The sequence below is a fragment of the Dyadobacter crusticola DSM 16708 genome, assembly GCF_000701505.1.
GTDB classification, from domain to species: Bacteria; Bacteroidota; Bacteroidia; order Cytophagales; family Spirosomataceae; genus Dyadobacter; species Dyadobacter crusticola.
Genome location: NZ_JNJB01000001.1, coordinates 485,856 through 501,705, shown reverse-complemented (window position 1 = coordinate 501,705; position 15,850 = coordinate 485,856). Strand labels below are relative to the sequence as shown.

The window sequence follows — 15,850 nt, the reverse complement described above, 5'->3', positions numbered from 1 at the left end:
GATTTGATTAAAAATATTGATATGAAGAGCTATAAAAATATGAAATACGTGTGGCTCATCTTGCTGGTGACCATATCGGCAGGCTGTGAGGACTTCCTCTCCACCGAACCGGATAGCACAAGAGCTTTGATTAACACGCCGAAACAAGTATCGCAGCTGCTGACAACTGCCTATCCACAGGGCGGCTATGTAGTATTTGCAGAAACAATGAGCGATAATGTGACTGACAAAGGGATTGGTGAAGATGACAAGACAAACCGGTTTTCATTTTTCTTCGAGGAAGTGGAAGCCACAGTGGATGATCAGGATTCGCCGGACCAGTACTGGGCGGAATGCTACCGGGCAATTTCCGTAGCAAACCAGGCGCTCGACCTCATTAGTAAAGCGGAAAATCCGGAGGAATACAGTGCGCAGAAAGGGGAGGCGCTGGTGGCACGTGCTTACGCGCATTTTATGCTTGTAAACTTTTTTAGCAAATTTTACGATCCTGCCCAACCAAATACCGATCCCGGGATTCCTTATGTAACTGAGCCGGAGCGCGTGGTGCTGAAACAATATGAGCGCAGAACGGTAGCTTATGTTTACGAAATGATTGAAAAGGATCTGCTGGAAGGATTGCCGCTGATCAGCGACGGATCTTACACGGTGCCCAAGTATCATTTCAACCGTGCAGCTGCCAATGCATTTGCAAGCCGGTTTTATCTTTTCAAAAAGGATTACCAGAAAGTGCTGCAGTATGCCAACGCAGCATTTCCCGGTGGGAATATTGGTGAAAATCTGCGTCCGTGGAATACAACCTACGAAAGTTTGTCACCCGCTGAGCTGTACAACACCTATTCCCGCGCAAACCAGAATGCGAATTTGTTGCTTGCAGAAACATCATCCCTGTATGGCAGGCATGTGGCCCGATACCGTTACGGGATGAATTTCAGGAAATGGCAGGAAGTTTCAGCAGGAGAAGGGATTATTGGCGGCAATGCGAGCTGGGCGTATCCATTGTACACCCAGGGCGACAATAATTACTTGATCCCCAAACTGAATGAGTATTTTGTGCGTGAATCGGTGAATGCAGAAATTGGCTTACCTTATGTAATGCTGCCCTTATTTACCGTAGAGGAAGTTTTGTTCAACAGAATTGAAGCAAATGCGTACCTGAATAATACAACAGAAAGTATTGCGGACCTGAACCTGTTTGTAAGTAAACGGGTATCTAATTACAATCCTTCCACACACACGGTAACAGCTAGCAGAATGCGTAATTTTTTTAATGTTAATAACACGCGTTCAGCGATTATCAATACGGTACTGGCATTTAAGAGAGTTGAATTTGTACAGGAAGGGATGAGGTGGTTTGATTTGCAACGGTACGCAATACCAGTGGAACATGTAACTGCATCAGGGCAGGTGATTGCACTTGCGGCAAACGATCCGCGGCGGGTTTTGCAAATTCCACAATCCGCAACCTTGGCAGGTATAGAACAGAATAGCAGATAATTGATACAGACAATGATCACAAAGGTATTATCAAAAATATCCCTCGCCGGAATGTTGGCGCTCAGTACGCTGGTGACTTCCTGTAAGGAGGAAGAAATCGGCGAAGTGGAGGAAATTCCCGGACTTGGCGGTGACGAATGGGTACCCGGACCCGTGGATCAATGGATTCTGGATAGTCTCACCACGCCTTACAATATCTCTGCGAAGTATAAATGGGACCAGTTTGAGTTTGGCAATATCACCAAAACGCTTGTGCCGCCTGACGAAGCCCAGGTAGTTCCGCTGCTGAGCACGATCAAAAAAGCGTGGACGGTACCTTACGTTCAGGAAGCAGGGAAAGTGTTTTATAACCGTTTTTCTCCCAAATTCTTCATTCTTTCAGGCAGTAACGAGTACAATGCAGAAGGCTCTATTACGCTTGGTACCGCAGAAGGCGGTCGCAAAGTGGTTCTGTTTGGGGTTAACCTCTTCAAGATAAAGGGAATGCAGGGGTATAATGCAGGCAGGGATTCATCCTTTGTGAAAGACTGGTTCCTGCATACGATTCACCATGAGTTTGGTCACATTCTCCACCAGACGGTACTTTATCCGGTAGAATATCGTAACATCACCAAATCACTTTACCAGGGTGGGAACTGGATCAACTGGTCGGATGCGGATGCGAGGCGCGACGGGTTTGTTACTGCTTACAGCTCGCTCAATTTCGATGAAGATTTCGTAGAAATGATCGCTATGATGCTCACCGAAGGAAAAGCGGGCTTTGATAAGATCGTAAACTCCATTCCGGAAGGCACGAGCCCGCGGGGAGTAACCAAGGCTCAGGCGCAGGCTTCGCTCCGGCAGAAGGAGGCGATTGTAGTGGCATATTATAAAAATACCTGGAATATAGACTTTTACAGCCTCCAAAAAAGGGTAAGAGGGTCGATGAACCAACTTTTTTAGGATTGATGAAAAAAATCGTTTTATATCTTCTGGTTGCATCGGCAGGTCTTTTTTCCTGCGAGAACAGCGACGATACATTGTTTGAAGAATCGGCCGACACGCGTCTGAATGCAGCCCTGGCTTCTTATCAGAAAAAGCTGGTAGAAGCGCCTTATGGCTGGAATGCGGTGATTTATCCGGCTGGTGGCGGGAGCTACGGGTTTTACTTCAAATTCAATGATCAGAACAGGGTAGTGATGTATTCGGATTTTTCGACAGCCTCGGCGGAAGATTCCAAAGAAAGCAGCTACCGCCTGAAAGCAATGCAAACGCCGTCGCTGATCTTCGATACTTACTCGTATCTGCACGTTCTGGCTGACCCGGATAAGGCGGTAAATGGCGGGATTACGGGAGAAGGACTGCGGTCTGACTTTGAGTTCAGTATCTTTCCTGACTCGCTCGGGGAAGACCGTCTTGCATTTGTGGGCCGCAAAAATCAAAGCCGGCTTGTTCTAACAAAAGCCACGCAGGCACAAGCGACTTCCTACGAAAGCGGTGACCTGGCCAAAGCATTGCTTTTTAACAACATATCCAAGTACCAGGCTTATTTCAAAAGAATTACAGTAGGTAACGTTACCTATGAAATCACGCCGAACGCGAAAGCACGAACTATTAAGCTGACCTGGCTTGATGGGAATACCCCCCGGAACTTTACGACCGGGTATTATTTCAGCGGAGCGAACCTTGTCTTTCTTAATCCGCTCGTGAATGGATCGCAGACGATCAACGGATTTAGTAATTTCAGCTGGAATGAAAACGCGGTTCAGCTGAGGTTCAATGCGGGAAACCTTGCTACAACCGTGCAAGGCGCAATTAAGCCCATCTCAGTTGACCTGGCAGCTGCCAGAAGATGGTGGCAGGAGCCAATCGAATCAGGCGGTGACTGGGAGTCAAGAAACCTATTTCATATCAATGGAATAGATGATGCGCTTGGCGTGCAAAATGAAAAGTATGGGGATGCCCTATATGTTGCTTTTGTCTACCAACCAGGTGTGGATAACAGGTATGATTTGTTTGCACCGATCTTTTCCGACGGAGAGTCGTACATTTTTGAGTACGCGCACGCACCAGCCAGACCAACCTTTACGTCAGATGGGCGGGTCGTTTTTAAAGAGTATGGGAAATTAGGCCCGGTTCCTGCAACCGGCCCGGTTGCTAAGGCTGCTGAGCTATTATACGAACCAAATGGATTTTATCTCATTCAAACCTCAGAAACTACCTATGATATGGTAAGTGCGAAAGATGCGAAGGCCTGGATCAGCTGGCGATAGTCGAATTTTTTTCTATTTTAGTCAAAACAAAAAGACACTCCTCGTTAAGAAGAGTGTCTTTTTTGCTTGAATGCTTGTTGCAGATTAATATCCCTCGTTTTGTACCAGCTTTCTATTCACATCAATCTCACGCTGCGGAAGTGGCAGTATCAGTCTTGGTGAATTGTAGGGTAATGCGCCTACATTGCCTTTGGTACGTTTGATATCATGCAGCATGTGACCTTCAAAAGCAAGTTCCAGGTGTCTTTCCTTCAAAATGGCAGGTAATGTCAATGTTGTCAAATCCTTTATACCGGCACGTTTGCGAATGCGGTTGATGTCAGCAAGCGGCGTTGCGCCCACAGCTGTTCCAAGCCGGAAATTCGCTTCTGCGCGTGTCAGGTACATTTCTGCCGAACGGAATTGCAGCACATTTCCAAACTGATCAATGTGCTTCTGCGTGTAAGTATTGATAGAGCTTACAAAGAACTGACCGCGTACGTCGCCCGCTTCATACATATTGCGGTGCCGCGGAAGAATCCTGATGTCGCCACGTCCGGAGCTGCCCGAGATATCGTCAATAGTAGCGCCGAAATAGGTATTCAGATCATTTATTCCGTCTTGCTGCGTTACAATCATGGAGAAAATGTATTCTCTCGGATTAGCTCCGCCATTTCTCAGGAAAGTGTAGAACAATGAGGTAAAATCAGTTGCCAGTGGATATTCACCTGATTCAATCACTTCATTCGCTTCGTCGCGGGCCTGTGCAAAGTTTGACTGCATCAGATAAACACGGGACAGCTGGGCAGAGGCGGCATATTTGTTTGCATAAATGGTGTTACCCGCAGGCAGGAGTGACTTCGCCGCATTCAGATCTGCCAGCACTTGCTGGTACACTTCGGCAACAGAATTTCTTGCAATCTGATCAGCTTCTGTTACCACCCGCGTTGGTTTGAGTACAAGCGGTACACCCGGGTTCTGTGCCGCATCGCCATCGCCCCATGCTCTTGCAAACAGTCTTACCAGATCAAAATAGACAGATCCACGAATGAATCTCGCTTCTCCTTCCACGCGTGCACGTTTGTCCTCGTCTACAATGTCGAGTGCAGCAAGCACATTGTTACAGCGGTTGATCGCCACATAAGAATCGCGCCAGGTGGCCAGGGAGGTCACATTCTGAGTGGTAATTTGCTTGTTGTACATTTCGAGCAGGTTTTGGAAAGTCCCGCCGAAACCCAGCTCATCACTGTTGCCCAGCAGTTCAGAAGCATACTGGAAAGCGCCGCCGTAAACATCCGGATCCTGCAATGCATCGTAGGCGCCGACCAGCGTCACTTCTACGTCGCGTGAGGTACTTAGTGCAGTTTCCTCTCCGATACTTTGCGTCGGAGCTACGTCCAGTCTATTGTCACAAGCTGTGAGCAAGAAAGATCCCGTAGCAAATGCCAGGGAATATATATATGTTCTTTTTTTCATAATTCAGATAATTTAACAAGCTGAATGCGATTAGAAACCAACATTGATACCAACCATGATCGTGCGTGGCTGAGGTGCTGTATAAAAATCATTTCCCAAAGCAAATTTTGTATCCACCTCAGGCAAGTCGTCCGTGTTCACTTCGGGATCCCAGCCTTTGTAGTTGGTAAATGTCGCCAGGTTAAGTCCTGATACGTAAACGCGCACGCGCTCCATTTTAAGTTTGCTTGTGATGCTCGAAGGCAGGTTGTAGCCCAATGTCACTGAGCGTAAGCGCAGATAAGATCCGTCGAGAATGTAGCGGGTAGATGCCTGGTTTCCGTTTCCACGATAAAAACGCGCTTCCGGAACATCTGTGTTCGGGTTTTCAGGAGTCCACGCATTCATTTGGTCTGCGGTTTGGTTATCCTCATAAATCCCGTTTGCAGAAGAATACTGGCCTACTCCGTAAAAATTGATCTTGTTACCGGCAACTCCATTAAAGAAGACATTCAGATCCAGCCCTTTGAAGGAGAATGTGTTGGTGATACCACCTACAATTTTCGGGTTAGGACTTCCTGCTGCAATTCTTTGCGCGCTGTTATATCCGCTGTTGGTAACTGTACCGCGCGGGTCTGCTTCTGTGTTTTTGTAAAAAAGCGCATCGCCGTTTGCAGGATCAACACCTGCGTACTCCACTGTATAAAACACGCCCACAGGCTGGCCTTCCATGACGCGGTTCATGTTGCGGATACCACCTTCGATGATTTGTCCCTGAATGTCAGTCACCTCATTTTTGTTGGTTGCAAAGTTTAGCGAGGTGTTCCATTTAAACTTGCCGATCAGGTTCTGTGTGTTCAATACAAATTCAAAACCTTTGTTTTCCAGCTTACCAACATTGGCATATAGCGTGGAAAAACCAGTAGTTGCGGGAACGTTTACTTGAAGCAAAAGACCTTTCGTTTTCTTTTCATAGTAATCTATTTCTCCATTGATCCGGTTGTTGAATAATCCGAAATCCAACCCGATATCGGCCTGATTGGTTGTTTCCCATTGCAAATTCGGATTTGCAAGCTGTGATGGGCGCTGTCCGGCTGCTCCTGCATAACCTGCATCACCTGCAAATAAACCAAGCTGCGGAAAGTCGCCGATCTCGGAGTTACCTGTCGTGCCGTAGCTTCCTCTCAGTTTCAAGAAGCTAATTGTTACATTGTCTTTCAGGAAATTTTCTTCTGATAGGACCCAGCCTGCGGACACAGAAGGGAAAAATCCGTAGCGTGAATCAACACCAAAACGGGAAGATCCGTCGATCCTGGCGCTGGCAGATAACAGGTATTTGTCAGAGAACTTATAATTTACCCGGAGGAAGTACGAAAGGAAACGGTAGTTGGTTTCAGAGGAGCTACCGCCGGATTTAGTAGCAGCACTTGCGATCTTTTTGTATGAATTCGAAGGGAACTGGGTTCCTTCAATGGAGTTCTCCCTGCTTTGTGACTGTTGGTAAGACATCCCCAATGTACCGTCAAAAGCATGGTTATTCACTACCTTCTCGTACGAGAAGAAGTTGTTTGTATTATAGTTGGTAATGAAAGTGCCAAAATTCTCACCCAAACCAGCAACTGCTGTACTTACATTCCTGATATTCTGGGTTTGATAGTAACTCTCTTCGTTTTGGTTCAAAATGTCAATCCCCAACTCGCTTCTGAATCTCAGACCAGGCAATAAATTCAGCTGTCCGTATGCGGTCGTCAGGTTTCTGGACGTAGTTGCCACGAAGCTCGCATATTTGATGGAGATCATCGGATTGAAATAGAGCGGAACGCCGACTTCTCCCGGAGGGGTACCAGTAGGCAAGCCGGTAGCGGGGTCGTTGAAAGGCGTTAATGGAGTTAATGCAGCCATTTGCAATGGGTTGGAAAACGCATTGTCACCCGGCAGACGTTTATTAACTGTTCTCGATAAACCCATTGAAAGTCCTACCTGCAACCATTTGTACGCCTGGTGGTCAAGATTCAAGCGGCCGGATAGGCGGTCGAGCTTATTTCCGATGATGGTTCCTTTTTGATCCAAATACTGGCCGGAGACGAAGAACTTCGTTTTTTCATTTCCACCATTCAATTGAAAATCAAGCTGCTGCTGTGGAGCTTTTTGAAAAGCCTGGTCTTGCCAGAGGTATTCTTTCTGGTCTGGTGTTCCGTAAGTGCCGAGGCTGTACGTGTCCAGGAAACCACCTTCGCCCAGCATGTATTGCGTGTACGAATCAGGATCATTTGGATCCACACCATCAATGCGATCGCGGTTGTTGGCCGCCATTGTATAAAACTTTACATACTGTTCAGCATTCAGGAAGTCGACACGGCGGGTAGCTTCCGAAGAACCGATCTGGTAATTAACACTTACATTGGTTTTTCCCGCCTTACCTCTTTTGGTTGTGATAAGCACCACCCCATTCGCTGCACGAGAACCATAAATGGCGCCGGCAGAGGCATCTTTCAGGATTTCAATGGATTCGATATCATTGGAGTTGAAGTCTGCAAGCGGGTTCGTTGCGCCTCCGGTACTATTGCTCACGTCGGAGGTAGTTACCGGCATTCCATCGATCACGTACAGCGGCTGGCTGCTGGCGCTGATGGAAGAATTTCCGCGCACACGAACATTGATCGCCTGACCAAGCTTCCCGGTTCCACTGTTCACATACACACCTGCCGCTCTTCCCTGCAATGCAGCGTCGACACTTGTAACAGGCATATTCTGGATCTCCGAACCTTTTACCTGGGCGATATTCCCTGTCACATCACGCTTGATCTGGGACCCGAAGCCCGTCACAACCACTTCACTCAGATTGCGGGTATCAGTCAGGAGCTTCACGTCGATTACACTTTGGTTACCAACAGCGATCTCCTGAGAGGTCATTCCAACGAAGCTGAAAATCAGAATGGAAGATGAATTTGGGACATTGACGGCGTAATCTCCCTGCACGTCTGTCTGCGTTCCGATGGTGCTTCCTTTCACCTGCACGGATACACCGGGCAGGCCGGAGCCGTCGTCGCTTGTTACTTTTCCTGTGATTCTAACATCTTGTCCGTTTGCTGACACCCATGCAATCACACAGAAAAAAAATGCAAATAGCAGAATTTTTTTCATAACGATAGGTTTGGTTATATTAACAATTGATAAAACAAATATATCCTTAATGTAAGTTGCGCCAAATTTTGTTATGAAAAATCTGATTTTTCAATGAAAGACAGGTATTGTGATTTTGGTAAAAGATAGGATATAAGCCAGCTGAAAACCGTTTTTGGCTGCTAATTGGGCAACTTTTTTAAATAGGAATAAAAGAAGAGTGACGCTTACCAGTACTTACCTCTTCGCAATGCAAAAACGGCTCCCCGCCAGAATATACGCAGGTGATTGAGGGCCGCGCGGATCGTTCCGAAATGCTTTTGCAGAACCAGAAAACGGTCAACAAGCGAGCGGCCGTGATTTTGCACAGAGGTACCGCCCATCAGGTAACGGCAAAGAATGAATGGAAGAAACTGCGCATTCCCGGCGCGTTTGAGGCACATGATTTCCCAATCAATATCTGCACTCAGGTTGGATATATCGTAAAATGGCACAACTTGCTTACGGGCAATAAAAGCCTGGTGGCAGATTTTCATCCCCAATGCAAAATCCGTCCATTTGATGTTCTCCGGTAAGGTATGTGGCGTAAACTGACTCCGAAGACCGTGTTCACGACTGTTTTCATCCACCATCATCGCATCACTATAATAGATATCTGCTTTGCTGGCAGTTGCTATAAGCAAACCCGCAAGTACCGTCTTGTCAAAAATTTCATCTCCCGCATTGAGGAACCAAAGGTATTGGCCATTTGCCAGCCGGATTCCTTTGTTCATCGCATCATAAATTCCCCGGTCTTTCTCTGAAACAATCCGGGAAATAATGGAAGAGTACTGTTGGCAAATCGACAGCGTAGCATCTGTCGAGAGCCCGTCGATAATCAGGTATTCGATCAGTGCAGGGTCAGCTACGTGCGAAAGCGCCACTTGTACGCTGCGTAATGTGCGCTCTACGTACTCTTCTGCATTGTAGGTGACGGTAATGATCGTGAGGATCGGCTGATTATCCATTTAATAATGAATTATAAATAGCCTGGTAGCGCGCTGCAATCAGGCTTTCTGAGTAATTGTTAACCACTTTTTCGCGGGCCGCAGCAGACAATGCAGATGATCCGTTGTTTTCCAGCACCCAGCTGATCCCAGCTGCCAGCGAGCCGGCAGACTTCTGTTCAGCCACAAACCCATTGATCCCGTGATCGATCATCTCAGGAATACCGCCTGTATCAAATCCCACCGCCGGAGTGCCGCACGACATTGCCTCCATAATCGTATTGGGCAGGTTGTCTTCCAGGGAAGGTACCACGATCAGATCGGCTGCATTATAGGCATTTACCATTGCTTCGGTATCGCTGATCTTGCCTATATAATGGACGGGTACGGGAAAATCTGCAAATCCGGAAGCATCGGCTTTCCCAAATAGCATCACCTCGATCTCAGGATAACTGGATCGGACCTGCTTCAATGCTTCTTGAAAGTAAACGAACCCTTTTCTCTTATCCTGGATGTTTGCTCCGGTAAAAAGAATCAGCTTTTTGTCAGCCGGTAACCCGAATGCATCGCGGGCGGCGAGCTTGTTTACAGGCTTGAATAATGTGGTGTCAATGCAGTTTGGAATGCAAAAAGAACTCAGATCTTTTGTAAGTGCGGCTTTCTTTGTAAGCGTATCCAGCCATAAACTTGGAGAAATCAAGGCTGTTTTTGCCAGCGAATACAATGCTTTTTTTGCCTCAAACTGTGTAAATGAAATATCGTAAATGTCAGATTTGGCCAGATAGGGGCAGTATTGACAATGGGACAAGAATCTTTCGCAGCCACGGCTATAATGGCAGCCGCCGGTCATTGTCCACATATCATGCATTGTCCAGACGACCGGTTTGTTCAATGCAAAAAGTTTTTCCAGCGATTTGAGTGAAAGAAATCCGAAGTTGATCCAATGCAAATGCAGGATCTCCGCTTTTTGAACCAAAGGATGCGCACTGATATCTGCGCCTACACCAGCAGGAGAAAACGCGAACCTGACTGATTTGTCAGCTTCCTGGGGATAAAAAAGAAGCCGCTCGGCGGTGAACCGGCCCCACATTTTTCGCAGCTCCCATTTTGAACTGCCTAATCCATAAACATTTTGCTCCTCTTTTGAAGGGAATGCAACCAGCAGACTGGACTCAGTACCTGACTTCAATAATGCGTGATGCAACCTCGCAGCTGCTACTCCTGCGCCTCCTTCCAGATGAAATGTACTTAAATGAAGTACCATGTAAATGAGCTTTGCCGACGGTTTCCGCAGGGATGTTAATGTTTGATAGAGGTAAAATTAAACAGTTCCTCGCTTAAAAATTTTATTCGTTAATCTATCTTTATCCTGAACTAAGTAAACCGACGATAATGTCTAATGAAAAGCGCAGCCACGAGGCGCATTCGGAATGGTACGATGTCCAATACGCAACAAAGGAGGCGAAAGACCGTGCAATTGAGCTGTGGGAGTATGATAATCAGCATAAAACGATCAACCACTGGATTCACCAGCGGATGCTTACCCTGACTGATCCTTTTGTGACTGAGTCCAAATCATGGCTGACGGTAGGGGACGGTTATGGATTTGATGCCAATCATTTTTACAAAAAGGGTCTGGACGTAACAGCTACCGACATTTCAGAAGCGTTTCTTCCATTATCAAAATCAAGAGGGTTCATTGAAAAATATGCCGTTGAAAATGTTGAGAAACTCACTTTTCCCGACAGCAGCTTTGACTATATTTTTTGCAAAGAAGCTTATCATCACTTTCCGCGTCCCTATTTAGGCGTTTATGAAATGCTCCGGGTCGCAAGAGAGGCTGTTATACTGGTAGAGCCCCACGATCCGATTTCCAAAATGCCCCTGCTTCTGGCGCTACGAAATATATTTGACCGTTTTGATACAAGGGCTTTACAAAAATACTGGAAGAACAGGTATTCATTTGAGGAAGTTGGCAACTACGTCTTCAAGCTCTCGGAACGTGAGATGGATAAGCTTGCAAACGGTATGGGCCTTCCGATGGTTGCATTCAAAGGCATTAATAACAATTACTATCATCCTTCATACAGCCAGGAAAAGGCCGACGATTCGTCCCCGGCTTTCAGAAAGATTAAGCGCAAGCTGGCATTTCATGATTTTCTCACGAAAGCTACATTAATGCCGTCACAGGTACTTTGTGCCGTGATTTTCAAGAAAGTACCTTCCACAACGGTATTGAATGTAATGCAGCGCGAGGGTTTTCAGGTTCACGTTTTTCCACCAAATCCTTACGCCAGGTAAATTATTCACCTGGCTTGAAACCGATGGGTTCTCTTGCTGGCTGGGGCGGATCCAGCAGGTACTGCAATGCCTGATGGATATCCTCAAATTTGGTTTCCATCTCGGTTTCAATCGCTTCGATCCGCTGCCTGAGTTCGGCAGAGTCAAGGTAGTTCTGTCGCATTGTGACAAATGCGCGCATAATTGTAATGTTCACTTCCAGCGCTTTCGTGCTTTTCAATACGCTGGAAAGCATAGCAACGCCCTGTTCAGTGAATGCAAATGGGAGGTATTTACTATGAGTTCCACGACCGATTTCTATGGTCACATTTTGTGACCTTAAAGATTGGTATTCTTTCTGCGTCAGCTCAAACATGAAATCTGCGGGAAATCTGTTCATGTTCCTGCGTACAGCCTGTTTTAAAACTTTGGTTTCAATCTCGTACATATCTGCCAGATCATAGTCGAGCATTACTCTGGAGCCGCGAATAACAAATACTTTGTTTTGAATGATTTGTAAATCCATAAACGTGTTTAAAGGTGTCCTATACAACCAATACGTCGGTTTTTAGCTTTGGTAACGGGGTAAATTGAAATTTTTTGGTAGGTTGAAATATGCATAGTTTTATGCCCGACAATAAACATGCACACAGAATGCTTCCTGAATTTCAAGGTAAAATCGCGGTGATAGGATTGGGTTATGTTGGTCTGCCAGTGGCCATCGCGTTCAGTTACAAATACGATGTACTAGGTTTCGATATCAACAGTCAGCGCGTGGCCGAGTTGCGGCGGGGTGATGATGTGACAAGGGAGATTTCGGTGGATGATCTGGCCAATGCACATCGGCTGTTGCTTTCAGATGATGAGCATGATCTGCTGGAATGTAATGTATTCATAGTGACAGTTCCTACGCCGGTAGACAATAATAAAAAGCCGGATTTGCGGCAGCTTCTGGCTGCAAGCAGTACCATTGCCAAATATCTCAAAAAAGGCGACGTCGTAATCTATGAATCTACTGTTTACCCGGGCTGTACCGAAGAAGACTGCGTCCCGGTGTTAGCTGCGAGAAGCGGACTTGAGTATAATATTGATTTCTTCTGTGGTTATTCCCCAGAGCGCATTAATCCAGGTGATAAAGTGCATACGTTTGCCAAAATCAAGAAAGTTACTTCTGGCTCGACTCCCGAAGCTGCGTATTTCGTTGATCAGCTTTACAGTTCTGTGATCGAGGCTGGAACGCATTTGGCACCTAGTATCAAAGTAGCAGAAGCGTCCAAAGCCATAGAAAATGCTCAACGGGACGTGAATATTTCCTTTGTGAATGAGCTTGCATTGATTTTTGACAGAATGAATATTGACACAACGGAAGTGCTCGAAGCTGCTGCAACCAAGTGGAATTTTCTTACCTATAAACCCGGACTGGTTGGCGGGCATTGTATCGGCGTTGATCCGTATTACTTGGCTTATAAAGCGGAGTCGCTGGGCTATTATCCGCAGGTAATTTTATCTGGGCGGCGTGTTAATGATACAATGGGCGTTTTTGTCGCCAACAAATTGGTGAAGCTTCTGATCAAAAAAGGTCACAAAGTGGAGGGAAGTCGGGTACTGCTGCTGGGAATCACATTCAAGGAGAATTGTGCCGATATGCGTAACACCAGGGTTATTGATGTATATCGGGAATTGGTTGATTTTGGCTTAGAGGTCGATATTCATGATCCCTGGGCCTCGGCAGAACAGGCGTTATCAGAGTTTGGAATTCAGCTTGCGCCCGAGCCGACAGGTGAGTACGAGGCAATTGTGCTTGTGGTGGCACATGACATTTATAATCAGCTCGACTTCAAGCAATTTACCAATGGCGATTCCGTCGTATTTGACCTGAAATCAGTTTTACCAAGAGAAATGGTGGATTCCCGACTGTGAACATAAGCTATTCCCGCCAGCCGAAAATGTTCAGTTGCAGGTCCATAATTTCGTTGCCGCGGTACCTGTGGTTTGTAAAAGGTCTGAGGCGGTGTTGATTAGTATCAATGTAATATCTGAACCCATTTTTCTCAAATACTGCGATTACAGCTGCGAGGTCCTGCGGATTGTTGACATAAGAATGAAATTCCACAAACAGGTTCTGCACATGTTGCAAGTGATCCTGGCAATCGTTTAAAACTTCTTTTTCGGCGCCTTCAATGTCTATTTTCAGAAAGTCAATGTGCTTTTCAGCAAGTAGATAGTCCCGCAAACGTATGGAGGCTATTTTCTTTTTTGCGGCTGTGGAGTAAATGGAGGATGAGTCTGCTGATTCGCTGCCAAACCAGATACCTCCCTGATCGGTCCAGACAGCTTTGTCAACTACCTCGACATTTTCAATGGCGTTGTCCGACAGATTTTTCCGGAGCAGTAATGCAATGTCGGGCTCAGCTTCAAAGGCAGTAATCCTAGCATTTGGATAGAGTTTCTTGAAATACAAAACGCTCATACCAACATTCGCTCCGCAGTCAAATATGACCGGCGCAGGGTTGGATGTTTCGAAGTAATAGAATTCGTCAGCAAAAATCTCTTTGTGCTGCCATAAAAATGACATTGTATCTGGCACTGCGAGGCGGTACTTTCCGAAACTAACCTGTGTAAGCTTGTGTCGGGCACTGTTTCCATATTTAAACAACAATCCGACAAACTCACGGCCGGCAGGAGTGTTGAGTGAATTGTAAGGTTCTTTAAGCAGATAGCGCAGCCAGTACATATAAGTGGGATCAAATGCGGTATTTGATCCAGTTTTTGATTTTAACAGAAACCGGCAGATTGTAGTACTTCCGGAACTGATTGATAAGTGATTCGTCAGGTCTCAAATGCGGATCCATTTTCACATTCCCTGTTTTCAGTTCCTGTCCGTATCCGGTGGATTTAAATGTAAAATTAGTGCCGCTGCCGTCTGTTCCAATGTTTTTTATTTTTGAATGAACCGGGTAGAGTCCGTAAGCGTGATTTTTCGCCTGGGTCAATGTCCATCGGATCGCCCAGGAATCTATAGTGCCTGTCTGCTGCTTAATCAGCATTGGCCAAAGATCATCGCCGCCTTCAATGAGCGTGTTACGCAATTCGGCTGTTCTCTGAGAATCAGAGAAATCCTGCATTCCCCAATCCGCTTTTGCCCATTTGTGCGCCCAGGTACCCCAGCCCCAGGAACTTGCGCGCGGAACCAGGAACAAATCATTTTGGTAAACTTGCGGAATGGAAAAGGGAGGCGTATATCCTGTAACGGAGAAAATATCGTCGCGGAATGCAAATACATGCAGTGCCTTGTTCATGTAATCCAGGAAGTCGGGCGTGGTGAGCATATCGTCTTCCAGCACGATCACCTTACCATATTGTTCAATGACCTCGGTAACACCCTTTATAACCGAAGACGCTAGTCCCTGGTTATGTTCTGATTTGATAATTGTGATCTTCCGGAACCCATTTAGCTGTTCGAGGTACTCTCTGATTTGCCGGATTGCATTCTGATCTGCTTCCTTTTTGGGGCCGTCGGAGTATATAAAAAGCTCGCTTTGAGCTGCCAGAGAATTTGCCTGCAACGATCCCAAAGTCTGTTCCAGGTGCCAGGGGCGGTTGTAGCAGAAAAGAACGATGGGGGCGAGCTGATCCGGCAAATCCATTAGTTTTTGAATGCGTCGATGATCAATGAGGTGTAACCCAGCTTGCCGCCTTTGTTGCGGTCGTCGTGATCGGCGGAGCGCCTTACCATTCCATCTTCTACCTTCCAGGGATATTTGTGAAATTTACCGTGCTCGTCAAAGTATTCCAGTGGCTTAACTGTGAAGCCTATCTCGTGCAGGAAACCCGACATGAGCTGATAATTGTACAAAATCTTATGATCGTCGGCTCCCTCGCCGGTTCCGCCTGGTTTTACGTAATTGATGTAGTCCGGGTCGGGATGATAGCCGTCGGGAACAGCCACGCGGAGAAATCCGCCAGGTTTCAGGAAAAGATAGCAATGCAGGAATGCAAGTTTCCCCTCTTCCGGCGTCAAATGTTCCCAAACGTGCTCAGCCAGGATCCTGTCAATGGAGTTTTCGTCAAAATACTTTTCCCAGTCACTTTTCTTTAAGAGGTTCAATGTCTCTATATCAGAATGTATCCAGCCTTTATAAACAGAATACATTGAGCCGACCACCATATTAATGGGTTTGCTGTGGTCGTAAGTAGTTAATTGAAACTTGCTGAAAGGCTCTTTCAACAAGCCGGCTACTATTTTTTGTTTAAGTGACATTGAAAAGCTGAAATTTTAAA

Annotated in this window: 13 protein-coding genes; 5 read left to right on the top strand and 8 right to left on the bottom strand. The window is 46.3% G+C overall.

The window, feature by feature from the left end; all coding sequences use genetic code 11:
• Positions 1-21: 21 nt before the first annotated feature.
• From Q369_RS0102210 to Q369_RS0102200, 3 genes are read left to right on the top strand one after another with little or no spacing between them, the layout of a single operon-like run.
• Positions 22-1,494, top strand: coding sequence for a RagB/SusD family nutrient uptake outer membrane protein (locus tag Q369_RS0102210; RefSeq protein ID WP_051663867.1), 1,473 nt, complete (start codon positions 22-24; stop codon positions 1,492-1,494).
• A 12-nt stretch (positions 1,495-1,506) separates the two neighbouring features.
• Entirely contained in the window at positions 1,507-2,436 is a 930-nt protein-coding gene (locus Q369_RS0102205; RefSeq protein WP_084165623.1) for a zinc-binding metallopeptidase, read from the top strand.
• 5 nt (positions 2,437-2,441) lie between these two features.
• Complete coding sequence (locus Q369_RS0102200) at positions 2,442-3,746, top strand: DUF4302 domain-containing protein (protein ID WP_031526081.1); 1,305 nt, start codon at positions 2,442-2,444, stop codon at positions 3,744-3,746.
• A gap of 84 nt (positions 3,747-3,830) precedes the next feature.
• Here Q369_RS0102200 and Q369_RS0102195 read toward each other — a convergent pair whose 3' ends face one another.
• From Q369_RS0102195 to Q369_RS0102180, 4 genes are all read right to left on the bottom strand, one after another.
• The gene (locus tag Q369_RS0102195) at positions 3,831-5,201 is read right to left on the bottom strand and encodes a RagB/SusD family nutrient uptake outer membrane protein (protein WP_031526078.1); all 1,371 of its coding nucleotides are present in this window, start codon (positions 5,199-5,201) and stop codon (positions 3,831-3,833) included.
• A 30-nt stretch (positions 5,202-5,231) separates the two neighbouring features.
• The gene (locus Q369_RS0102190) at positions 5,232-8,324 is read right to left on the bottom strand and encodes a SusC/RagA family TonB-linked outer membrane protein (protein ID WP_031526077.1); all 3,093 of its coding nucleotides are present in this window, start codon (positions 8,322-8,324) and stop codon (positions 5,232-5,234) included.
• A gap of 206 nt (positions 8,325-8,530) precedes the next feature.
• Positions 8,531-9,310: a glycosyltransferase family 2 protein gene (locus tag Q369_RS0102185; protein ID WP_031526076.1), complete on the bottom strand. Its 780-nt coding sequence runs from the start codon at positions 9,308-9,310 to the stop codon at positions 8,531-8,533.
• Positions 9,303-10,553 (bottom strand): glycosyltransferase family 4 protein, encoded by a 1,251-nt coding sequence (locus Q369_RS0102180; RefSeq protein WP_031526075.1) that lies wholly within the window; start codon positions 10,551-10,553, stop codon positions 9,303-9,305. Before Q369_RS0102180 ends, Q369_RS0102185 begins: the two co-directional genes overlap by 8 nt.
• A 128-nt stretch (positions 10,554-10,681) precedes the next feature.
• On the opposite strand from Q369_RS0102180, the gene Q369_RS0102175 reads away from it, so the two are divergent.
• Positions 10,682-11,590: a class I SAM-dependent methyltransferase gene (locus Q369_RS0102175; protein WP_031526073.1), complete on the top strand. Its 909-nt coding sequence runs from the start codon at positions 10,682-10,684 to the stop codon at positions 11,588-11,590.
• 1 nt (position 11,591) lies between these two features.
• Here Q369_RS0102175 and Q369_RS0102170 read toward each other — a convergent pair whose 3' ends face one another.
• Positions 11,592-12,095 carry an ORF6N domain-containing protein gene (locus Q369_RS0102170; protein WP_031526071.1) on the bottom strand — a complete coding sequence of 168 codons (504 nt, stop codon included), beginning with the start codon at positions 12,093-12,095 and terminating at the stop codon, positions 11,592-11,594.
• 128 nt (positions 12,096-12,223) lie between these two features.
• Here Q369_RS0102170 and Q369_RS0102165 point away from each other — a divergent pair, with 128 nt between their 5' ends.
• Positions 12,224-13,489 (top strand): nucleotide sugar dehydrogenase, encoded by a 1,266-nt coding sequence (locus tag Q369_RS0102165; RefSeq protein WP_031526069.1) that lies wholly within the window; start codon positions 12,224-12,226, stop codon positions 13,487-13,489.
• Positions 13,490-13,496: 7 nt separating this feature from the next.
• On the opposite strand, the gene Q369_RS0102160 is transcribed toward Q369_RS0102165, so the two are convergent.
• The 3 genes from Q369_RS0102160 to Q369_RS0102150 are packed head-to-tail and all read right to left on the bottom strand — an operon-like array spanning position 13,497 to position 15,830.
• A complete protein-coding gene (locus Q369_RS0102160) occupies positions 13,497-14,303 on the bottom strand; it encodes an FkbM family methyltransferase (RefSeq protein WP_031526067.1) in 807 nt (268 codons plus the stop codon).
• A gap of 10 nt (positions 14,304-14,313) precedes the next feature.
• On the bottom strand, positions 14,314-15,216 hold the full coding sequence (locus Q369_RS0102155; RefSeq protein ID WP_035332823.1) for a glycosyltransferase: 903 nt from the start codon (positions 15,214-15,216) through the stop codon (positions 14,314-14,316).
• Positions 15,216-15,830: a class I SAM-dependent methyltransferase gene (locus Q369_RS0102150; RefSeq protein ID WP_051663866.1), complete on the bottom strand. Its 615-nt coding sequence runs from the start codon at positions 15,828-15,830 to the stop codon at positions 15,216-15,218. The genes Q369_RS0102155 and Q369_RS0102150 overlap by 1 nt, the downstream gene beginning before the upstream one ends.
• Positions 15,831-15,850: the final 20 nt, after the last annotated feature.